We start from the raw sequence: 21,840 nt of genomic DNA on the forward strand, positions 1-21,840 counted from the left end.
GGGCTGGTAGCGTACGCCGCGAAAGGCGATATCGCCTTCGTTATCGCTGATCAAGCAGTTTTTCGGCTTCGATCGAAATGCCAGATTGCATCATGGGGGCCTGACCGATCGTCACGGTCGCCAGGTGGGGCTCGCCGTTGCGAATCAGGGATACTTCAACGATGGAACCGGGCTGCGTTCGTTCGGTCAGCCGGTACAGGTTGTTGTAGTTGTGGACAGGGCTGTCGTTCCAAAGACGAACCACATCGTTTCGGCGCAGTCCAGCGTTATGAGCCGGAGAACCCGGTTCGACGCGGACCAGAAGAGCTCCTTTGAGGTCCGGCAAACCAAAGCGTTCCGCGTACTGATGGCTGACTTTGTAAGGTTGAACACCCAGAAAGCCTCGGACGACTTTGCCGCTCTCCAACAGTTGCTCGTAAACGAATCGGGCTGTCGCACTCGGCACGGCGAAGCTGATTCCCTGGAAAGTCTTGCCGTAGATCGATGCATTGATGCCGACCACATTTCCGTCCGAATCCACCAACGGCCCACCGCTGTTCCCGGGGTTAACCGCCGCATCGGTTTGCAGCAAATTTTTGACGCGACCGTTAGGATCTCCGATTCGATCCTTGGCGCTGATGATCCCCGAGGTCACCGTTTGTTCGTAGCGATACGGGCTTCCGACCGCCCATACGATCGAGCCGACTTCCAGTTCTTCGCTGTCGCCCCATTGAGCCGGAATCAATCCGTCTGCAGAGATCTTCAGAACCGCGATGTCGCTGATCTCGTCGCGGCCAACTTCGATGGCTTCATATTTGCGGCGGTCGTGTAGTTCAACCCAAATGCTTTCTGAGTTGTCGATCACGTGTGCGTTGGTGACGATGTAACCTTCTTTGTCCATGATGACGCCCGAGCCAAAGCCCTCCATCACGTCTGCCGAATCCCAGCCGCGACGAAAACCCAAACCGTCGTCTTCGCCAATCTTGCGAGTGCGGATGCTGACCACGCTGGGCTTCACTTTTTGAGCAACCAGCCTTGACGCCATGGAGACTTTTTTCAGCGGATGGCCTTCGAGGATCGTCACTGCGTTTTCGTATTCGGCACGCAGTTTCCCTTTCGTCGACGCGTATTGGTACTCTTCGACCAATCGCGGACCGACAAACCAGGCGGCCAGAAACAGAATCGATGCCATCAGGAAAAGCAAAGAGAAAAAAGAAGGTTCACCGCTGGCGACAGGGGCAACTTGTGGAGAGCCCGATTCGGGAGTCTCACGTACTGATTCGGAATCCGGCACCACAACAGGCTGAACCGGTTCCTCGGGATCGTGCGTTGGTTGGTTGGCTACCGACATGTTATTTATTGTAACGGGCGAGTTGCAATCGACCTACGGAATCTCGTACGGAACCGGGAATTCAAAGTCGTCTTCAACCGGAAGAATGGGCAGGTCGCCGATGGAAGTTTCTGCGGCTAATGGCTCGTTAAATTCCCGAGTTGGCAGCGTCGATTCCACCTCTGGCGGCATGATGTATCGGGCCAAATACCCTAAAGCAAAACCTGCCAAAACGATGGACGCTCTCGACTGCCATTTTTTCCCTGATTTCATGCCTCAATTATACGCGAAAGACAGCATTCGGGCAGGATCAGATATGATGACATTGTTCATCACGATCTAATTGGCAAACTCTCACCGTGACGCCTGGAAAACAACCGAAACGCCGACATAAGCGACGCAGGTTCTTCGCCTGGTGGATGATGATATTGGTAATTTTGGCTGCAGCGCCGCAAAGTATTCTTGCCCAGGAAAAACCAGGTACCGACGCGGCGGACCCATTGTGGGCGACAGAGAACTTGCCCACTGGTGCCGTCTTTCGGTACGGAGCTATCGATCGAAATCCGGCCGCAATCGGAATTTTCGAGCTGAAGTTTTCTCCTGATGGCAAACTGATCGCGGCCAGAGACCGACGGCAGAACATTCGAATCCTTGACATCGAGCTTCAGGAACGGATTGCGCTGCTGCCAACCCAAATCAGTCGGGATTTTCAGTTTTCTCCGGACAACAAATTTGTAGTGCTGGCGACTCAATCCGGGACGCAAATCTGGAGCTTGGCGGAGCAAGAAAAAGTTCGCGACGTTGGGCAGGCTGGCTATAAGCTGGCTTTCGCGTCGGACCCGCAACAGCTTGTCGTGGCATCCAAAGGAGGCGTCTATCGCAATCCGTGGCCGCTGCCGTCGACCCCGGCGTTTGTCCAATCCGGTTTGGAAGGTCGGGCGTCGCTTCCGGCTGGAATTTCCCAAGACGGTCGGATGGTCGCGTTTCAGGACGGCGGCCGTTTGGAGATTTTGGACACGGTTTCCGGTGCGACAATTGATCCGCCTCGGAACGTCGTACCACGACAGGTCAGGTTTTCGCCCAACGGATACTTGATGGCGGACATGAAGTACGGCGAATCGAAACTCAAGATTTTTGACTTGAGGGATACCAAAAAATATCAATACGTGTTGAGCGACAAGCGTCGGATCGTGAACGCAGTGTTCTCGAACGATAGCCGATTTCTTTATACGAGCAACTACGACAACTCGATCGTCATCTGGGATATGGTGACCATGAAACAGGTTGAAAGGATCGAAGCGCATGGCTCGCGAATTTACGCACTTGCAGCTTCTCCAAACAGGTTGCTAAGTCTGGCCAGCGGCGCTGCCGGTCCGACTGATCGATCCGTGATCCTGTGGGATTTTCTGGATCGCATTTTTCCTCCGATTGAGTCTGTCGATGCGATTGATCTGGATGTCGCGTGGGTGGATTTGAAGAGTAACGATCCCAAAGTATCGCTGTCCGCGACGAATCAGTTTTTTCACGCATTGCAACACGAGCCTCGCGCGACGACCGGATTGATTGCGACAGGGCTGGGCCTTGAGTCAGTTGGTGACAACGAAGTTGCAAAGAAGCTGATCCGGGATTTAGATGCACGACAGTACAAGGTTCGCGAAAACGCGACGACCATGCTGACGTTGATGGTGGAGCAGGCTAGGCCGTTGTTGGAACGACGAGTCGCGGACAGTTCCCAGGAATCGAAATGGCGTATCCAAAAGATACTTCGCGTCGACAGAAAGAAACCGAGCATCTCGACTGGGGAAGGTCGGCGTGAGCACCGAATCGTTTTGGCTTTGGAGCTCGATGGAAGTGCGGACTCAATTAAGCTGTTGGAAGAAATCGTGGCAAAATCTTCAAATTTCAATCTGGTCGAGATTTCGAAGCAGGCAATTGATCGGCTTGCTCGTGCGGCAGGCTGATGTTCGGCTGAATCCGGAATCTGCGGCCGATTAGTCGCCCTAGAACGGTTGCAATGGTCTGCCTTGGTGGCCGCTGCAATGAATGAACGATTTATCACGGCCTGAGCGGGTTTACGCGAGTCACGTTTGTGCTTCGACGATAATTCAAAAGCGAGCGAACCCGCCCTGTGACATTGTTAAAGTTGCGCGAATGCACGGGTTATATGTTGTGTTTCACCGCTTGCATGAACAAAATGGCGATTCCGCGGATTGCAACTTTTGATCCCCCCTATTTACCTTGGAGTTACTTCATGAAGAAATTTATTTGGGCGTTGGCCCTCTGTTTTGCCTGTGCGAATTTTGCGCAAGCTGATTTAGTTATCAGCCAGTATGTTGAAACCGATTCTGGTACGACGCCAAAGGGCGTTGAGCTTTGGAATAGTGGTCCAGCTGCAATCGATTTTTCAGTAACCAGCTTGGATATTTTGAAAGGAACTAACGGCGGTGCACTTAGTTCAGATTTCGTCCTGAGTACGGGAGTAATGGCGGTCGGCGAGGTGATCGTTGTTGGAACTGCTGACATCGGTACCTACCTGACAGGCGAAGGCTTGGGCGCAGTTCAGTTCTTCGAAGAGTCGTTCACATTTAACGGTGACGATGCATTGCAAATCCAGCTTGGTGGAGCTATTCAGGACACTTTTGGTGTTCCCGGTTCAGATCCAGGAACTTCATGGGATGGCTCCTCGGTTTCAACGCGTAATCAAAACATTGAGTTGAGAGTTGGAATTACGACAGGCGATACCGACGGATTTACGGATCCGAGTATCAGGTTTTCCACTGTTTCGACAGCCCCATCTGCTGCAGGCGGGTTGGCAGGATTCGGGCTCGTGGCAGCTGTTCCAGAACCCACAACTGCTGTCCTTTTCGGTCTTGCCGGACTTGGACTTTGCGTTGTTCGTCGTCGCTCATAAGCCACTCGCTGGTTTAAGCTAAAGAAACAAGGAGTCGCCTTTCATGCATGAAGGCGGCTTTTTTTGTGCGCTTGTAGTCGTAGCCGCACTCGTAAGAGTTTGTCGCTATATTCGGATCTGGTGAAAACCACAACCCGACGCGTAACAGGAAATTTCATTTCTGGCGGATCGAAATACAAGCACGACGCGCTAGCGCGTGAGTATGCGCGGTGGACTCACACGCTTGCGCTTCGTGCTTGTATTTGCTATCAAAACCTCGATGTTGTCGCATTGCTGGACCAAAGTCGCTTCGGTGAAATTTCCTGGTTAGCGAGGTGCAGCTGGTTCCTCGCTAACGCGTCGGGTTGCGAATTAAGCGACAAAGTCGTGAAAGTTCGGGCAGCCAAACTAAACGCTCCCGAATTGTTGCCAATCCGGCTACCAAAGAGCCACATTGGTTCTGAACACTGAACACTGCTCTCTCGATCACCCTGCGCAGTCGCTGCCCTTGGCTTTGTGCATCCGACCGTCAGGGTGAGTCCCGGGGCCGTCTTCCGAGTAGAACTTCTCGATCGCCGATTCCCAGTCAGCGCGATGTTTGACTTTTACGAACGCACTGCGAACTTCGTTGTGCCGCGGGTGAAGGATCGAATACTTGATGCCGAACTTTCGCATCAACTGCCCTACCCTGCTCTCGCCGTACAGCGATTCGGCCAACCGATAGTGCTCCAGCAAAATCTCGCGCTGCTCGTGAAGCGTTGGAGGGTCCGGCATCGGCTTGCCATCAGCAATCGCGCGGGTTTGTTGAAAGATCCATGGGTTGCCGATCGCTCCCCGGGCAACTGTCACGCCATCGACTCCGGTTTGAGCAATCATGTCCAGACAGTCCTGAGGCGTAAACAGATCACCTGACCCCAGCAAAATCCTGTCGCCCAGATGCTGTTTGACCTCTTTGAGAAACTCCCAACGACTGGGGCCGACGTAGCGCTGTTTAACCGTCCGGCCGTGGACCGTGACTCCGGCGATGCCGATCGCAAACGCACCGTCCAGGATTTCGAAAAACTGATCGCGGCTCTGCTGTGAATCATCGATACCGCGTCGCATCTTCACGGTGACCGGAATTTCGTCAGGCACGTTTTCACGTGTTCGTTTGATGACCTCCAGAGCAACTTTCGGCTGGCTCAGGTGAAAACCGCCGCGGCAACGGCCCAGCACTTTCTTGACCGGGCAGCCGAAATTAATGTCGATGACGTCGAAGCCGGCCTGCACGAGCTTCATGGCTCCGGCCGCAAACTGTTCGGGCTCGGCTCCCATTAGCTGCCCGCCGACAGGATGTTCTTCGTCGGAAATGTGTAGAAAGTGGCTGGTGCGTTTACGCTCTTTTAGCTTCACCAGAAACTCGTCCAGCATCACTTCGCAAACCGTGTAGGGCGCGCCGAGTCGTCTGGCGATCACACGCATCGGCCAATCGCTGTATCCTGAAAGGGCGGCTTGCACGACAGGAAAACCGATCTTCAGGTTGCCGATTTGCAGGGGTTTGAGCTCGGTTTTTGTTTGAGTCGTCGACACGGGGCGGGGCACAGCCAAGTTGGCCTGTGTTGTGGGGAAAATATCGGATAGAAACGGTGTAGCATCACGGTCGGATCGCGGTGAAACGCAAACGGACCAACATTGATGCAGTACGCCACAACTCACAGCAATGACATCTCATCGAGAGCAACGTTCGCAAATTATAAATGCTCGACCAACTTTTTGGCATCCTGATTGACTATTGGCCATTTTGGGTCGGTGTCGCCGTGTTCGCAGCCATATTTCTGCTGCTGCGAATGTACTCGACACCCGCGCCGATGCCGTACTTCAAGCGACCGTCGCTGGTGACCAAAAACGAGCTTCGTTTCTACAAGTCGCTTCACAAAGCCGTTTTGGACGATTTTGAAATCTTTGCGATGGTCCGGATCGCGGATTTGATCCGTGTCGAGAAAGGCTCCAATAACGGTAGGAAATGGCTGAACAAGATCCTTTCCAAGCACATTGACTTTGTCCTTTGCGACCCGGGATCGCTTGAAGCGGTTGTTTGCATCGAACTGGATGACGCGTCCCACAATCGGCCAGACCGAATTGAGCGGGACAAGTTTGTGAACGATGCGTTCGACGCTGCCGATTTGCCACTGCTGCGAATTCCTGTTGAACCGTCCTATAATGCGCGTGAAGTCCGCAACCTGATCGATGCTGCGTTATAAAAGTGGCTCAGCCTTTTCCAGGCTGCAACCCTTCAGTTCGTAGCAGATTAGTCTGTCTCAGGCTGAATCCCTTTAGTTCGTAGTAGTTCAGGCTGTCTCAGCCTGAATTGGTTTCGTACGCCAGTCATTCCCGGACTGACGATCAAAACCATCCAGCCACTTCTGGATGGGCCCAACACACTCAAGTGAACCTCATGATCAAAACGATAGCAACCGTCCTTGGCATGTTTTTACTCTGTATGCCGACCACGGTGACAGCACAGAACTCGACAAAGAAAATTCGCGTCGTGCCCAACGCGATCTCTGCAAAGATCGGAACAGCGATCGAATGGCAGTCGGATTTTGAAGAGGCCCGCAGGATTTCGGCCGAGACCAAAAAGCCGATCTTCTGGTATGTGCCAAGATTGGCTAACACCTTCATGGACCGAAAGAAAGAAGTGGATCGCTATATGCGGGCCGGTCCGTTTTCCGATCCATCAATCATCGCCTCGGTCAACGAAAACTATGTTCCGCTGATGGCGATTCCAAAAAAGGCAGAGGCGGAAGCTTACGAATTGCAGCCCTTTAAGTTCATCGAGCCCGGATTTCTGGTCGTTGAAACAGATGGCTCGGCGTCGACAACGCTCGATCGGATCACGACGATGAACTCGAAATGGTTAGCCAGCTTTCTCAAGCCCACAACCCGGTTGCCTGAAGCGGGCGAGGCGCTCAAGAGAGCGCGACGATTGTTCGCTGCCGGTGAGTACGGGAAATGCAGAGCGATTAATCGAATGCGGCACTCCGAAGACGACATGGTCGAGCTTCAATTGATTGCAGCCATGGCAACGTTTCGCAGCAACGAACATGAATCGGCTTTGCAGCAATTCGCTGCCATCGGCGAAGCGTTTCCGAATCATCCGCTGGGCTGGAAAGCTGCCGCAGAGGCGCAACGAATTGGCCCGTTTGTGCGAGGATTCGAAGTCTTTCGTGAATTGCCGGACGAGACGTACTTGAACGCGGGTCGCAAATCGAAAGGGTCCGCGGCACCTGCGAATACGTTTGCTGAAGAGCAGCTTTGGCGGCGCGGCATTGAGTTTCTGTTGTCGATGCAAAACGAAGAAGGCGCGTTCAACGATTCGGATTACGATTTCGGCGGAACCGATAGCTTGCCCAACGTTCACTCGGCCGTAACATCAATCGCAGCGATGGCGTTGTTGGAAGCTCACGGTCGACCAGAGCTGAAAGACTTGCAGCCTCGTATCGAGAACGCGATCAAAAGCGCTGCGGCTTACGTCAGCGATGAATCAAAATTGAACTTGCAGGACAAGGACGAGATTTTCTGGGCCTATCTTTACCGACTTCGATTGTTCAATCGTCTGCAGTCCAAATGGCAAACGGGAGCGGAAGGAATCACGGAAAGTTTGAAAGCTTTGGCCAGCGTGCAAACTGCTGGTGGTGATTTCTATCACGAGTACAACAATCCGTTTGTGACGGCGTCAGCGTTGTGGGCGATGAAGGAGTCAGAGTCGCTGGGTGCTCAGGTCGATGCGTCCTGCGTGGAGGCGGCGATCGCTGCGCTGACGAAATGCCGATTCGCCAACGGGGCCTGGATGTACAGCAGTCCGCGGAACGGCAGCGCCGCGGGAAAGGAAGCCAGTGAACGGCGGACGATCGGAAGCGCGGGTCGGATGCCTCATTGCGAAGGCGCTCTCGTGATCTGGGATCGTGCCGATCACGATGGCCTGGTCGAGAGCCTTGAGTCTGCGTTTGAGATGCACGACGACATGGATAGAGCCCGTAAGTACGATGACCACACGTCTTCTTACAACTACGGTGGTTTCTTTTACTGGTACTGTATGGAAACGCGGACCGATGCGATCCTGAAAGTGACCGATGAGGCGACTCAAAAAGAAATGGCTATCAAACAGCGAGACATGGTTATGGCCGTCCCGGAGATCGACGGTTGCTTTGTTGATTCACACGAAATCGGACGCAGCTATGGCACGGCAATGGCACTGCTTTGTCTTGCCGGTTGCGAACAGGTGCTTGAGGAAGGCGTGATTCGGTAATGGCCGACTATCAGAAAATCTACAACCAGGTCGTGAGTTCCAGCGAACGTTATAATCTCGCTGAAAACTCTCCGGGTTTCCGGAACGTCATTCAGGCGACGGACAAGCTATCCGCGATTTCGGGGCGATGTCTCGATGTTGGCTGCGGCGTGGGGTTCGCGCTCGAATACCTTGCCGGACGAGCGTTCAGCCTTCACCCACACGGCGTCGATGCGAGTGACCTCGCAGTCGAACAGGCGGAAACGCGATTGAAAGCTTGTCTGCCGAAAGTTGAAGGACGCGTCAAACGGGCGGAGTGTATGTCGCTGCCGTTCGAGGACGATTATTTTTCGTTGGTAACAAGTTTCGATGTGCTGGAACATCTCGACGAGTCAGACGTCTTTTTGGCGTTGGCTGAAATTTCGCGAGTCGTGCGGAACGGCGGGATGTTCTTCGGCTCCGTTTCGTGCAGGGCCTCCAAGGCCACTGATTTGAACGGTGAAAACCTGCATCGTACCGTTCGGACGCCTGATTGGTGGATCAAAAACACCAATCCGGATCAGGCGATCTACGATGGACATCGCGAACAGTTGACGCTGTGGAAACGAGCTCCTTTTGGCAAGGATGCATTGCTTTTCGATGTCGCTAAAGCCAGCGTTGGGTCTGCTTCTTCTGTGGCACATCACCCCGCGGATTCAAAGGAGCTATATCAGAAGATTTACGACGATAACCCGTGGTATGGGGATGCGACGGAAGGCCGCTGTCCTGGCGTTCGCTTGCTGCCGAAATATCAGGACTGGCTGATCGGTCCGGTGATCGATCTTGGTTGCGGTCGAGGACATACTGTTGAGCGGCTTCGCGAGCTCGGCTTTGAAGCCGAAGGTATCGACCAAATCAGGAAGCATCCCGACATGATGGTTGGGGATATCACCAAACCGATCGACAACCTTGGGCGTTTTCAAAGCGCCGTTTGCGTGGACTGCATTGAGCATTTGTATGATGAGCAGGTGCAAGGTCTGTTCGCGAACATGAAACAGGTTCAGCGGCAGGCGTTCTCAATTCACAACGGCGAGTCAACGGGAACGGGGCAGGAGTTGCACGTGAATCGTCGCCCCTTCGATCAGTGGCGAACGATTATCGGGCGGCATTTTGAGATCGAGAAGGAGATTGCGCTTCACGACAATCAGATGCTTTACCTGACCAGGCAGCTCTAACATTTTTCCGGCGATCCCTGGCATCGCCAAACAGCTAACGAACATTTGGACAACAAGGAATCAGGATGGCTGATCTGGATGAGGCGCTTGTTTTGGTGTCGACAAATTTTCGAGGCGTTACTGACAAAAGCGGCTCGCCTTACGTGCTGCACTGTATTCGCGCGATGATGTCCGTTGAATCGCTGGACGCCAAAATGGTCGCCGTGATGCACGATCTGGTTGAAGATACAGAGGTAACTATCGACGATCTGAAGGAGAGAGGTTTTTCAGATGCCGTTCTCAAAGGAGTCGATTTGGTGACCCATCGAAGCGACGTTTCCTACGAAGACTACATCGTAAAGATCAAAACAGATCCAATCGCTCGGGAGGTCAAGCTGGCGGACTTGAAAGACAATACGTCTTTGAACCGAACACTGTACCGGGAAGACTCAAGCCAGCGTGACTGTGTCCGGCTGCAGAAGTATCTACTCAGCTACCAGTTTCTGACGGACGGAATTGACGAAACCAGCTACCGTCGCCAAATGGGAAAGCTGTCCGCGACGGGTTAGTCGCGTAACAGCATCAATCATGAACACCGCACGCCGCACCGTTATTCGGATTCGAGTTTCTCGACGTCTGTTTCTGTCGAACGATCCCAGAACAGCAGCATAAACACGACCATCACGGCCAGTGCGAATAGCGCCGGAGCATACCAGAATTTGGCAAAGTCCAACTCGCCACCTTCAGGCGTGCATTGGGCACTCCACCAACCGAAGAACTGTGCTCCGATACCCAGTCCCAAACCTTGCGTCAGCAAAACGATCAACGACTGAGCCTGTCCGCGGACTTCCGGAGCCGCTTTCTTGTCGGTGTAAATCATCCCGGTGACAAAGAAAAAGTCATAGCAGATGCCGTGCAGCAAAATGCCCAGGAAAATCGGACCGGTCATCAACACGCCTTCCTGTCCGAAAGCAAATCCCCACAGGCCGTAGCGAACGACCCAGGCCAGCATGCCGATTCCCAGCATCCACTTTACTCCCAAACGGGCAAAACAGAGCGGCATGACCAGCATGAAAAAGATCTCGCTCATCTGCCCCGTGCTCATCGCTCCGGTCGTCGAACCAAACAGCTCGATATTCTGTGACGAAACGTAGCCATAGCCTTGTGCGTAATAGCCGGCCAATGGAATACAGATCAAGAACGACGCGATTGCGAACACGAAGAAGTACTTGTCGCCCAGCAGTTTCCACGCGTCCACGCCAAGCACTTTCCCGACAGAAATTGGTTCGCCTTTCGCAGGCGGTGCTGTGCGAGGAAGGGAGAAACAATACAGGCCCAGTAGCGCCGAAGCCGCCGCTGCGACACGGAAAATGTTTCCAGAGTTGTCAGCGAAATTGGCTTCTTCACCGGCGAACAATCGTCCGCCCCACATCGCCCAGTTCCCAACAATCCAGCCAATCGTGCCTAACACTCGAACGACTGGAAACTCTTTCTCGCCGTTGGCAAGATGTTTGAAGGAAAGACTGGCGGTCAAGCCAAGCGTCGGCATGAAGCACACCATGTAGAGCAGCAGCACCACAATCATCGGATGTCCAAACTGGGAAATCCACGACTCGGGTACTCCGGAAGCCGCCAACGTCGGCGCAAACCACAACAACACCGCTCCGATCAGATTTAGTATCCCCAGTACGACCTCCGTGTTCATCAGTCGGTCGACGATCAAACCTAAAGTCAGTGGCGCGATGATCGCGGCTAACGGAGCCACGGTATAGGCTGCTGCGTGGAACGAAAACCCACTTTCGCTGGCCGTTTTCATCCCGGCTTCGGCAAGGAAGCCGTCCATCGATACGTACCATGCTCCCCAAATGAAGAACTGGAGAAACATCATGATCGCCAGACGGACGATCAGCACAGGGTTTGACTTGGAACCACTCGACATATGCGATCTCGATGAAAACAGAAACAGGAAGTGTCCATTGTAAGCAAAACCTGATTCGAATCGAGACGCCAGGCGTCAAGTTGCGGATTCTGATTTGGAGTTTTTCTGTTGGTTCGAACTTGCCAACGTTCGATACAACAGCCACGTGCCAATCGCGAACGGCAGCACGCCAAAGAACCCGCACATCCCTGCACTGGCAACCCAGTTACCGTCGTCGCCGGTGCGCCGAATGTACTGAATGACCAGAGCGGCGATATTGAACACGCCCCAAATCATCAGCGCAGCCGCCGACACAGAACGGGAAAGATAGGCGACGATGGCGCTGAGTTTTCTACGGTCCATCGAGGCTATTTGATACCTGCCGATACGGAATCCTGAATTCGCTTCAATGCTTCTTCCGTATTCTCCGGAGAGTTGAAAGCGCTCAATCGGAAGTATCCTTCACCCGCAGCGCCGAATCCGCTGCCAGGCGTGCCGACAACGTGACATTTATCCAGCAAGTGATCGAAGAACTCCCAGCTGTTCATGTCGCTTGGCGTCTTCAGCCAAACGTAAGGAGCGTTCTCGCCGCCGAATACTTCAAAGCCCATCGAAGTCAGGCCTTCACGAAGCAATTTGGCATTGTGCATGTAATAGCTGATCAACGACTCGATCTGAGCCTTGCCTTCTTCGCTGTACGCGGCTTCGGCACCACGCTGAATCGGATAGCTTACGCCGTTGAACTTCGTGCAATGTCGACGATTCCACAGCGGATGAATCGCGTGCTCCTGTCCGTCTTTTCCGTATCCCATCAGCTCTTTTGGAATGACGGTGAACGCACAGCGAACTCCGGTGAATCCGGCATTCTTGCTGAAACTCCGCATCTCGATGGCTACTTTGCGAGCGCCCGGTATTTCGTAGATCGAGCGAGGAACGTCCGGGTCAGAAATGAATGCCACGTACGCCGCATCATAAAGAATGATCGCTTTGTTTTGCGTCGCGTACTCAACCCACTTCGTAAGCGTCTCGTGCGTGGCGACGACCCCCGTTGGATTGTTGGGGTAGCAAAGGTAAATGATATCGACCGGTTCGGAAGGTAGTTCCGGCTCGAAGTTGTTCTCTGCCGTTACCGGCATGTAAACCAGGTTCTCGTAACGTCCGTTGTCATCGGCCGGTCCGGTGTGTCCAGCCATCACGTTGGTGTCAACGTAAACGGGATACACTGGATCCAACACAGCGATACGGTTGTCGTCGCCGAAGATGTCCAGAATATTTCCGCAGTCACATTTGGAACCATCAGAGACAAAAATCTCGTCGGCATCGATCTGAACACCAGCCTGTTGGTAGTCGTTGCTGGCGATGGCCTCACGAAGAAACGCATAGCCCTGTTCTGGTCCGTATCCGCGGAACGTTTCAGCCGAAGCCATTTCGTCGACGGCGTCGTGCATCGCTTTGATGATCGCAGGCGGGATCGGCTGAGTCACATCGCCGATGCCCATTTTGATAACGTTGGCGTCCGGGTTAGATTCGGTGAACGCTCTGACTCGTCGACCAATTTCCGGGAACAGGTAACCAGCTTGAAGTTTGAGGTAGTTTTCGTTGATCCGTGCCATGATTCGTCTTAATCAGCGGTTGGTTTTGCAGAGAAAATGAAGACGAAGAGTTTCACATACCGAGCAAATGTCGGCAAGCTACTTTGTTCCAGGGTTAACTTTATTCAGCGGACTTTTGCCACTCAAAGACGTCTGATTCGCGGTTTCGGTTGACCGACCGGAAAAATCGACAACCTCAAACTCGATTGAAAGCCTGTCCCACGCTACGCAATACGCTACGCAATACGCTACGCAATTCCTGGCCAAAGCTGATTTCAAAATCACATCATCATCAGAAGCATGAACGTCGTAACGGTTCCGTTGTTGATCGCGTGCATGACCATCGGCGCGATCAGCGAATCTCTCCATTCCCGCGCCAGCGAAAAGCTGATCGCCAACGCCGTCAGAAGCGGAATCGCAACGAATCCTTGTGGGTGAATCGCTGCGAAGATCAAGCCATTGAACACGGCAGAAAAAATCACGCTGCCCCACCGAGCCCAGTCGCCGCTAAGTTCTCTCAAGTGCCGATAGAGCACGCCGCGAAACATCGTTTCTTCGACAATCGGAGCCGCAACGCATGCCATCACCACGACGTAAATAATGTTCCACCATTGCCCGCCGGCAAAGATGTCCTGGATCGGATGGCCAGCAGCGGCGCCTGTTCCAAAGGGCTTCGGCTCGGTCATCAGACTCGCAACCAGCGTCAACAACAGCACGCAGAACAATCCCAGCAACATCAATGGCGTTCCAGCGATGTAGTTCAGCGGGCTGACCAACAGGTCGACAAATCCGCCTTTGCCTTTCCAGCCAATGTCGCTGCAAACCTGCTTGAATGAGATCCCTCGCAGTACGGGATAGACCAGCACGATCAGCGAGCCAAAAAAGAAGCCGATTGAGATCAGCATGTCCGCGTTGCCCGTTAGCTCGATGCCGGAAAACTGGATAGCCAACGCCGTAAGCTGTGGTCCGACGAAAAAGAAAACCATCCACAACGCAAACGTTTCGATGTAGATGTTCAGCGAACTTCCCCTGGTTTGAAACTTCGGCGTCAGTCGACGGGTCGCAAACAGGACGGAGTACACGGCTGCCATCGCGACACCAGCCATCAGTGTCAGCAACACCAACGCCATGAATCCCATCATCAAGCCCATCGACCATGTCGCGTCCGACAACAGCTCCTTGCGCGTTTCAGTATTGCGAGTCCCTTCCGGTACCAGTGCCAGTTCTCCGATCCAGCCAAGTTTTGCTTTCAGGAAATCCCGATCCTCGTCGGAAACCGCAGCCGGATCGAAATCGTTCTGCTGGTAACTTTCCAGCAGCGTCGCAACGATGTTTCGCAGCCGAGTCTGATCATCGCTCAACTCAAAGTCGGCATCTGCGGCTGCTTCATCGAGTTCAATCAGCTTCTGAGTGGCTTCGTCGGGCCCGAAATTTTCATTCACCAGCAACACATAGCACAAACGTTGCTCGTAGGTTCCGTCGTTGAGTGCCTCAGGAATTGCCGCTCCGGAAGGCTTCTTTTTCGCGTCGTCGCGATCGGTGTCCTTCTCTTCATCGTCCGTTGTCGATGCTGTAGCTGTGCTGCTTCCGCCACCGGTGAAACTCTTTTGGCCAACAAGCGTTCGGCCTTGAAGTTGGACGGGGAACAGGTCAGAAGCCGTTGCTTCAGTCCGGGTTTCTTCCGATGAACGCGAGAAAGCCGTCAGCGTGATCATGGCCGTCATGACGATCGCCACCGTCAGCCACGCCAGCTTTCCGCCGAGAGAAAGGGACTCGTGATGGACGGGTTCTTCGCTGGGGTCGTGGTCCGAGATGACGTCGGGTGTCGCAAACGGGCTGACTGGTTCAACGGGTTCGTTTTCAGGTTCCACTTTATCAGCCACTAATTTTGCTCACTACAGAATCGAATGTCACATTGTATCTTGACGGTCGGAATATCAACCCGAACCCTCTGGAAGCCGCGGCAATTGGAGCGAAATCTGGCCGCAACGCTGCGGGTTGTACAGTCTATTGACCGTTCGCCGTCAGGCTGGCCAACGCGACAATTGCGAAAGAGGTCGCAATCAGAGGGTCATTTTCCCGCATGAGAGACGATTCGTTTTGGAAACGTCCATTGTCTTGGGCGTCCGCGGCGACGGACAGCAAAACTTCATCAGCGAGCGAACGTTGCCATTGCACATCCACGACCGAAGCATCCGAATTGCATGCCTTTACGACTCTCGCGAGAGACTGCCAATGGTAGAAACGCAGCGCCTTCGGCCAACCGCCGTTTTCCGTTTTGTCAAATCCCGCGACTTCGTTCGCTCGAGCGTTCAATTCGATCCACTTCAACGCTGACTTGAAAGCTTCACTGTCTGACTGCCCGGCAAAATGCAAAGCCAACAGACCGTCGCAAGTCGCCGAAGCATAGGCGTTTGGTTTTCCGTCTTCGGTTGTCGATTTGTTCAACGCGGATCCGGGCTGAGCCGAAAAATGAAAGCCGCCGTCGTCGCCGGTCGCATGCAGTCGCTGCAGCCAATCAATCGCGCGCTGTCTTGATTCTCTCACGCGTTCGACGGTCATGTTGTCGAGCGAAGAATTTGGTTCTGGTTGCACCGGAACGTAACAGGCAAATGCCTCTAAAACGAAACTGGCCATCGAAACGTTGGTGCCCGAAGTCTTGCCAGCCATCACGTCAGGACCGATCACATCCCAACCTCCGTAGTTCGGGTTCGCCGGTTCGAAGCCACGACTTTCGACGCATTGCGATCGAATCAGAAAGTCCAGCAACGCATCGACCAGTTCGGCGTCAAGTTCGCGGTTGAGTCGCTTTGCGGCGATCAGAAACAGGGCGGTGCAGTAAACGGGATGGTCCAGAGATCCGTCCGGGTTCGCAACACGTTTTCGGGTTTGCGTTCCGGGCATGAGAAAGTCGAAAGCTTTCTCAATCGAATCCGGATGCCTGTTTTGGCTTTCTTCTGGCGTTTTCGATAACGCGTAGAGCACCAACGAAGTCATCGCGGCGCCCTGCTTCATCGCCCCGTAATGCTTACTTTTGAAGGCGCCCGATTCGTCCTGCTGAGCCACCAGCCAGTCGACGGCATCGTTGAGCGTATCTTTTTCGTCACCGTGTGCCGCCGTGAACATCGTTGCGGAAATCACGATGGCCATGAGCGTGCGAAAGAGTAATTTCATCGGCTACTTTTGCGAGATAGGCAGATAGCGATTCGGCGCTGACAAAACCAGGCACGCCGCCGCTGTGCAGAAAGTTCGGCTGGTGATGCAGTGATGACCGGTCCAGCAGCCGTCGTCGTTTTGGACGTCCAGCATTTTGTCGCGGACTTTCGGGAACCACGTCGCCCAGTCGTTTCCTTCCTTTTGCAGCATCGTTTCGGTGATCAGATGGAATGCCAGAAACTCTTCGCCGCCGGCCTGATTGAACGCAGTATTGTCGCGAGTGACAAGCTCTAAAACGTCTGCAAACGCTCGCTTGGAAATCGCTTCCTCTTCTTTGCCCATCGCGCAGAGCACGCGGATCCCGGTGGCGTTTTTGTACAGTGAGTGCATCCAGTGCTGTTGTTTTTGGCCCAGCGAACCTTTCATCTGCTGCATCAGATGGTCCGCAGTTTTCTCAGGCGAACCGCCGACGCGAAAGCCAGCGAAATGAGCGGATCGTAAACTGGTCCAACCCATCACCGTGCCGAGGGTCGGAGCCCACGATTCCTGGCCCCAATCGCCACGCGGACTTTGCGCTTTGACAACCGTCTCGACAAGCTTCGCAACCGCTTCGCGTGTTTTCTTGTGAATGCCAATCTCGCCACAAACCTGGCTGAGGAATAGCAGCGCGAAAAATGTATGAGCCTGCGAGCCGATTTTGTTTTGAAGCTGCGTCCCTGACTTGGAAGTAATATTTCCGTTGGGCATCGCTTCGACGCAGCCAATCAGATAGTTCACGATCCGTCGCAGGTGAGTTTTGTTGGGGCCCTGGCTGGGAGTGCTGCCGTCGGCCAGCAACGCCAGCCCGACCATCGCCGAACAGCCAATGTCGTCCGGTTGAGAAACATCCGCACCGTGGCCTCCTCGACGCCCTTCGGTTCGCTTGAGCCATTCCAGTCCGCGACGAACTGACTCGATCGACTTGCTGGTCAACTCTAGCTGAACCGGTGCCTTTTCGTCCTCGCGATCGGACACCGAACTCCAGGCTTTGGCTTGGAACAGGCCAAGCGTGGGGACTGCCATCAGCGGCATTCCGCTGGCTATAAATCGGCGACGGGAAAACTTCATCTCGAACTCCGCAATTCGCACTCGGATTCAGTGACTGCTGTGCCGATCATTATGAAGCTGTTCTGTCGCTGCGTCAAATATTCAGCACAATCAACTGACATCAGTTGTTGCCAGCGACTCATTGCGGTTGGTCTTTAAGAGTGGCAACACGGTTTTCCCGGTGTGCAATAGGTCCGCGGTAGGCTGGACCAGCACCGTTGGCGTTACGTTACGGCAGAACCTCGTGCCACGTTCAGGCAGATTTGTGACAGCAACAGTCGACAACTCGAACGAATTTTCAGCGCCCAGCCAAATGGATTGGACGAATGTCCGCGAAGTTTACCGCAAACTTCAGGACGATTTTCATCTGCTGACTGAGCCGTTCGGCATCTTTGTGCCCGACGATCGCAATCTCGATCTTTCTCAGTTGATCGGCGCAATTGATGTCGTTGACCGCGAACTTGATCGGATCGAGGCTGCAAGCGATCGCGAAACGTTCATCTCAAACGTGCTTCGATACTTGCGTGGGACGTCATCGGATTTGGTTGTGGAAGGGTCCGAAGAACTGTTTGAGCGAATGGCGATTCTTCGGGAGGCGATTCAGCGTCTGGAAATCCGGACTGAGTTTTGCGACACGATCCGACGCATCGTTGATCACGGCGAGGCCAAGCGTCTGGCAATGACGAACGACGAGATGATTCACCATCTTGTCGAAGAGTGGCGGTTGACTGGAGTGCTGCCGGTTCTGTTTTTGCGAGAGTTAAGCACGCCGGAGTTTGAGAAGTTTTTCTATCTGTGTTGCGCGACGATGCCGGCGATCGATATGTTGCAGGACGCAAGGATGGACTACCGCAGCGGTCAGATTACGATCCGCCCTACGGTCTGGTTGCATTTGAAGCTGCTAAGAGTTTGCTGCGCTCCGTTGCCAAAGTTGCTGTTTCTGTTTCCGGCGCCGCTGACGCTGATGCGTTACGCGTTGTCGTTTGTGTGGCAAGGTATCCGTGGCGCCACCAATTCGTACGCAACCTAGCTCAGGCGGCATTGTCGGACGGATTTCACCTAAGCCGTCGGCGTCGTGAAGCTAACCCAAGCAAGCCGCACACTAACAGGCTTAAACAGCCAGGTTCCGGCACGGCAGTCAGGCCGACTTCAATATAGGCACCCGAAAAGGTGACAAAACGCATTGTGTTCGTGGCAGAATCCCAATTTGCTCCTGAGGGGATAAGTTCGCTGTCAAAACCAAGAGATGAATCTTGCGCGATGAGCCAATCGTTGAACCCTGTGGCTGTTCCTGAAGTTGGGTCGTAGATGAAACCAAATGATCCTACGCCAGGTTCGAACCCAGTACCGATTGCAAATCCGTTATCCGTCAACTCTGTGACGGCGCCCTGTACTGGTTCGTTGTTTTCATCCAGCAAGATCGTCGGGATCCAATTGTCACCATTCCAAATCACAGCGCGACCAAAGGAGTCGAAATTTCGAACGGACCCGCCGATGGCAGTACCGTCGGGAGAAATCGCGAACGCGTCCGAAGTATCGAACGATTCAGCCAGCATTGTCACGGTGGGACCGCCGTCCCATACTGCAGCCCCTCCAACTGCGTTGCCGACGGCAAGTTCTCCGTTAGCGCTAACGTCTACAAATGAATTGGACGAAAAAGATGACGTACCTACAAAGCCTGACTCTGCATCCCATTTGGTCAACCAGTTGGTAAACTGTCCGACGACACCTCCGCTCCACGCTCCCAAGGCTTGAGAGCCAAGTCCAGCGTTGTCGTCTGGTCTTCCGATCGCGACGACGTTCGAAAGGTCTGTCGACAACCAGGTCAATCCTTGATTGATTGAATCGACGTCCTTTACGTGCCCGGACAAACGACTTCCATCGGTAGAGACTCCGGTGAGCACAAGATTTGTCGTTGCAGCCGACAGGCTCGCTGGTGCCGTGTAATCAAAACCGTCCCGGTTTGAATTAAGTGTCGCCACTTCATAAGTCCTGGTGTCAAACGGACCACTGTACGAGATGATCGTCGACTCACCTGTCACAGGGTTGTAACCGAGGTCGTTAAACGAAATTCCTTCTGCTGCTTGAATAATAGTAACCTGCGCCTCGGCTGGGCAGCAAAGTGACAGGCAAAGCAGAACACAAAAGCATCCAAAACGAAATTGCATAGTTGAAACGTCAAAAAGTGTAGAGCCATTCAGTCAGCGACTGGTGATGTTCAATAATAACTTTACATAAAAACTATCAGGAAGCTATACGAATTACATCAATCAGCAGGCCGTGAGAAAACTGATCCTGACCCATCGATGCGCGTGAGTTCCATTTGCCAGCACGAGAACAGGCAAAAAGGCGATCGCCATGCCGATGGCCTAGAACTGGTGCTGGCCTTATTGGCATGCCTGACTAGCCAATCATCGCGACGACGTTTTCTTTCGTCACCGGATCGATGACACCGTTTTCAGTAATAATGGCTGCGATGTATTTCGCTGGTGTCACGTCGAAAGCCGGGTTGTAAACTTCAACGCCGTCTGGTGCCGTTTGCTTGCCAAAGCCGTTAGTGATCTCAATCGCAGCACGTTGCTCGATCGGAATCTCGTCGCCCGAATCGATCGCCAGATCGAACGTGCTGCTTGGGGCGGCAATATAGAACGGGATGCCGTGAGCTTTCGCCAGGACAGCGATCGAATACGTTCCGATCTTGTTTGCTGAATCCCCGTTGGCCGCGATTCGGTCAGCTCCAGTGACGACCGCCTGGACTTTGCCCTCACGCATCACCTGAGCCGCCATCGAATCGCAAATCAACGTGGCCTTGATGTCACGCTGCATCAGCTCCCAAGCCGTCAAGCGTGCACCTTGCAGCAACGGGCGAGTCTCATCGACGAACACATGCAAGTTGTGGCCTTGATCCTGTGCCGTAAAGAAAACACTGAGTGCCGTTCCGTATTCGGCTGTCGCCAATCCGCCAGCATTGCAGTGAGTCAGAACTCCGCTGACGTTTTCGAGCAGTCCGGCTCCGAAACGCCCGATCGAATGGCACATCTCCCGATCTTCAGCATGGATAGCTTTTGCCTCGTCCAGTAATTTGGCTCGCATATCGGCCGCAGAAAGCGAACTGTTGTCCGCAACGAGCTTGCGCAATCGGTCCAATGCCCAGAACAGATTCACAGCCGTCGGACGGCTGGTCGCAAGATAATCGGCGACTTCTGCAAATCGATCGTCGAAAGCAGCGCGATCTGAATCATCAACCGTTTGCATGCCAACAACGACACCGTACGATGCGGCAATGCCAATCGCAGGAGCACCTCGAACGCGAAGCATCTTGATCGCTTCCCAGACGGTTTCCGCGTCGCGGCAGTCAATCCGAGTCAACTCGACGGGCAGCAGTGTTTGGTCGATCAAACAAAGATATCCATCGGTGTCACCAATCCATTCAATTGTTTCTGGGCGATTAGCCATCCGGTACTCGAGTCTTTTTGGGTCTTTACAATAGGTTGTCCGAAGACGGCATTGTAGTGAAAGTTAGATCAAGGCGAAGGCGGCGAAAAAACGACGTATGCAATTCTACAAATATTGGGCTCGTGCGACGGCCAGCACGTATACGCCACGCGACGAAACTGTTTTTAGATCGGCCACCGGTTATTCGAATCGCAGTATCGAAGAAGCATTTCGCATGGCCGAACAGCGTGCCGAGCAAATGTCCAAGCACTGGGCAGACGCCAATCGGTCCGAATACTACGGAGTCGGCATCGGTGAACGACCGATTCGCGAAGCCGTCATCGAGCAGTTTTCCGATGGCGATCAAACAGACCCCTACGCGATCATTTCGCGGAACTCCTACGGCGTTCTGGTGCTCAACGTGACCGATGTGCTGTTCGCAGACGTCGATCTTCCGACACGTTTGCCCAAGAAAAGTCTGGTCGGCTCAATCCTGAACATGTTGGGAATTGAAAAACCGGAGCCGACGTTTGAACAGCGGCTCGTGGAAAAGATAAAGCGTTTGGTCGCGACCGATCCAACGCTTGGGCTTCGTGTATATCGAACCGCGATGGGATACCGGATTGCGGTCACGTCGCGACGGATTCCTTCCAGTGAAGCCAAGGCCAAAGAAGTTTTGAAATGGCTCGGGTCGGACAAGCTTTACGTCAGCCTGTGCTATTCCCAGGACTGCTATCGGGCTCGTTTGACGCCCAAACCCTGGCGGTGCGGAATGAGAAATTTGCTGATTCGGTTTCCGTATGAGAGCAAGGAAGTCGAGGCTCAGTTTGAAAACTGGAAACGCGAATACGAATCCGTTTCCTCACGGTTCGCGACCTGTGTGCTGGTCGGCGAATTCGGATCGGACCGCGTTGATCCGAGAGTCGAGTCGGTTTTGAAGTTGCATGACCATTTCGTTTTGAACGATAGCAAACCGCTTGCGTGAGTCGCGCGA

Annotated in this window: 19 protein-coding genes; 8 read left to right on the forward strand and 11 right to left on the reverse strand. The window is 53.6% G+C overall.

Annotation, left to right across the window (positions count from 1 at the left end):
• Nucleotides 1–40 precede the first annotated feature (40 nt).
• Complete coding sequence (locus MFFC18_RS05760; RefSeq protein WP_075081661.1) at nucleotides 41–1,330, reverse strand: S1C family serine protease; 1,290 nt, start codon at nucleotides 1,328–1,330, stop codon at nucleotides 41–43.
• A 33-nt stretch (nucleotides 1,331–1,363) separates the two neighbouring features.
• A complete protein-coding gene (locus tag MFFC18_RS05765; RefSeq protein WP_148618665.1) occupies nucleotides 1,364–1,582 on the reverse strand; it encodes a hypothetical protein in 219 nt (72 codons plus the stop codon).
• 146 nt (nucleotides 1,583–1,728) lie between these two features.
• On the opposite strand from MFFC18_RS05765, the gene MFFC18_RS05770 reads away from it, so the two are divergent.
• Both MFFC18_RS05770 and MFFC18_RS05775 read left to right on the forward strand, forming a co-directional pair.
• Nucleotides 1,729–3,270, forward strand: coding sequence for a WD40 repeat domain-containing protein (locus MFFC18_RS05770; RefSeq protein ID WP_075081660.1), 1,542 nt, complete (start codon nucleotides 1,729–1,731; stop codon nucleotides 3,268–3,270).
• 290 nt (nucleotides 3,271–3,560) lie between these two features.
• Entirely contained in the window at nucleotides 3,561–4,220 is a 660-nt protein-coding gene (locus tag MFFC18_RS05775) for a PEP-CTERM sorting domain-containing protein (protein WP_075081659.1), read from the forward strand.
• 465 nt (nucleotides 4,221–4,685) lie between these two features.
• On the opposite strand, the gene MFFC18_RS05780 is transcribed toward MFFC18_RS05775, so the two are convergent.
• Nucleotides 4,686–5,786 carry a tRNA dihydrouridine synthase gene (locus tag MFFC18_RS05780; RefSeq protein ID WP_238381108.1) on the reverse strand — a complete coding sequence of 367 codons (1,101 nt, stop codon included), beginning with the start codon at nucleotides 5,784–5,786 and terminating at the stop codon, nucleotides 4,686–4,688.
• A 149-nt stretch (nucleotides 5,787–5,935) separates the two neighbouring features.
• Here MFFC18_RS05780 and MFFC18_RS05785 point away from each other — a divergent pair, with 149 nt between their 5' ends.
• The 4 genes from MFFC18_RS05785 to MFFC18_RS05800 all read left to right on the forward strand — a co-directional run bounded on the left by MFFC18_RS05785 (nucleotide 5,936) and on the right by MFFC18_RS05800 (nucleotide 10,228).
• Complete coding sequence (locus MFFC18_RS05785) at nucleotides 5,936–6,439, forward strand: DUF2726 domain-containing protein (protein ID WP_075081658.1); 504 nt, start codon at nucleotides 5,936–5,938, stop codon at nucleotides 6,437–6,439.
• 194 nt (nucleotides 6,440–6,633) lie between these two features.
• Nucleotides 6,634–8,487, forward strand: a complete 1,854-nt coding sequence (locus tag MFFC18_RS05790) for a prenyltransferase/squalene oxidase repeat-containing protein (RefSeq protein WP_148618667.1) — start codon at nucleotides 6,634–6,636, stop codon at nucleotides 8,485–8,487.
• Nucleotides 8,487–9,680, forward strand: a complete 1,194-nt coding sequence (locus MFFC18_RS05795; RefSeq protein WP_075081656.1) for a class I SAM-dependent methyltransferase — start codon at nucleotides 8,487–8,489, stop codon at nucleotides 9,678–9,680. The genes MFFC18_RS05790 and MFFC18_RS05795 overlap by 1 nt, the downstream gene beginning before the upstream one ends.
• Nucleotides 9,681–9,745: 65 nt before the next feature.
• A complete protein-coding gene (locus MFFC18_RS05800; RefSeq protein ID WP_075081655.1) occupies nucleotides 9,746–10,228 on the forward strand; it encodes a hypothetical protein in 483 nt (160 codons plus the stop codon).
• 41 nt (nucleotides 10,229–10,269) lie between these two features.
• Here the strand turns inward: MFFC18_RS05800 and MFFC18_RS05805 are convergent, their stop codons facing one another.
• From MFFC18_RS05805 to MFFC18_RS05830, 6 genes are all read right to left on the reverse strand, one after another.
• The gene (locus tag MFFC18_RS05805) at nucleotides 10,270–11,598 is read right to left on the reverse strand and encodes an MFS transporter (RefSeq protein ID WP_075081654.1); all 1,329 of its coding nucleotides are present in this window, start codon (nucleotides 11,596–11,598) and stop codon (nucleotides 10,270–10,272) included.
• Nucleotides 11,599–11,673: 75 nt separating this feature from the next.
• Nucleotides 11,674–11,940, reverse strand: a complete 267-nt coding sequence (locus MFFC18_RS05810; protein ID WP_075081653.1) for a hypothetical protein — start codon at nucleotides 11,938–11,940, stop codon at nucleotides 11,674–11,676.
• 5 nt (nucleotides 11,941–11,945) lie between these two features.
• A complete protein-coding gene (locus tag MFFC18_RS05815; RefSeq protein WP_075081652.1) occupies nucleotides 11,946–13,190 on the reverse strand; it encodes an LL-diaminopimelate aminotransferase in 1,245 nt (414 codons plus the stop codon).
• Nucleotides 13,191–13,450: 260 nt separating this feature from the next.
• Nucleotides 13,451–15,052: a CPBP family intramembrane glutamic endopeptidase gene (locus MFFC18_RS05820; protein ID WP_075081651.1), complete on the reverse strand. Its 1,602-nt coding sequence runs from the start codon at nucleotides 15,050–15,052 to the stop codon at nucleotides 13,451–13,453.
• Nucleotides 15,053–15,176: 124 nt separating this feature from the next.
• Nucleotides 15,177–16,343, reverse strand: coding sequence for a prenyltransferase/squalene oxidase repeat-containing protein (locus tag MFFC18_RS05825; protein WP_148618668.1), 1,167 nt, complete (start codon nucleotides 16,341–16,343; stop codon nucleotides 15,177–15,179).
• 3 nt (nucleotides 16,344–16,346) lie between these two features.
• Nucleotides 16,347–17,432, reverse strand: a complete 1,086-nt coding sequence (locus MFFC18_RS05830; protein WP_148618669.1) for a prenyltransferase/squalene oxidase repeat-containing protein — start codon at nucleotides 17,430–17,432, stop codon at nucleotides 16,347–16,349.
• A 292-nt stretch (nucleotides 17,433–17,724) separates the two neighbouring features.
• On the opposite strand from MFFC18_RS05830, the gene MFFC18_RS05835 reads away from it, so the two are divergent.
• Nucleotides 17,725–18,441, forward strand: coding sequence for a hypothetical protein (locus MFFC18_RS05835; RefSeq protein WP_075081648.1), 717 nt, complete (start codon nucleotides 17,725–17,727; stop codon nucleotides 18,439–18,441).
• A gap of 25 nt (nucleotides 18,442–18,466) precedes the next feature.
• Here the strand turns inward: MFFC18_RS05835 and MFFC18_RS05840 are convergent, their stop codons facing one another.
• Nucleotides 18,467–19,579, reverse strand: coding sequence for a PEP-CTERM sorting domain-containing protein (locus tag MFFC18_RS05840; RefSeq protein WP_075081647.1), 1,113 nt, complete (start codon nucleotides 19,577–19,579; stop codon nucleotides 18,467–18,469).
• A 235-nt stretch (nucleotides 19,580–19,814) separates the two neighbouring features.
• Nucleotides 19,815–20,867, reverse strand: a complete 1,053-nt coding sequence (gene mtnA, locus MFFC18_RS05845) for an S-methyl-5-thioribose-1-phosphate isomerase (RefSeq protein ID WP_075081646.1) — start codon at nucleotides 20,865–20,867, stop codon at nucleotides 19,815–19,817.
• A 97-nt stretch (nucleotides 20,868–20,964) separates the two neighbouring features.
• On the opposite strand from mtnA, the gene MFFC18_RS05850 reads away from it, so the two are divergent.
• Complete coding sequence (locus MFFC18_RS05850; protein ID WP_075081645.1) at nucleotides 20,965–21,831, forward strand: hypothetical protein; 867 nt, start codon at nucleotides 20,965–20,967, stop codon at nucleotides 21,829–21,831.
• Nucleotides 21,832–21,840 lie beyond the last annotated feature (9 nt).

It is taken from the genome of Mariniblastus fucicola, from assembly GCF_008087665.1.
Classification (GTDB): domain Bacteria; phylum Planctomycetota; class Planctomycetia; order Pirellulales; family Pirellulaceae; genus Mariniblastus; species Mariniblastus fucicola.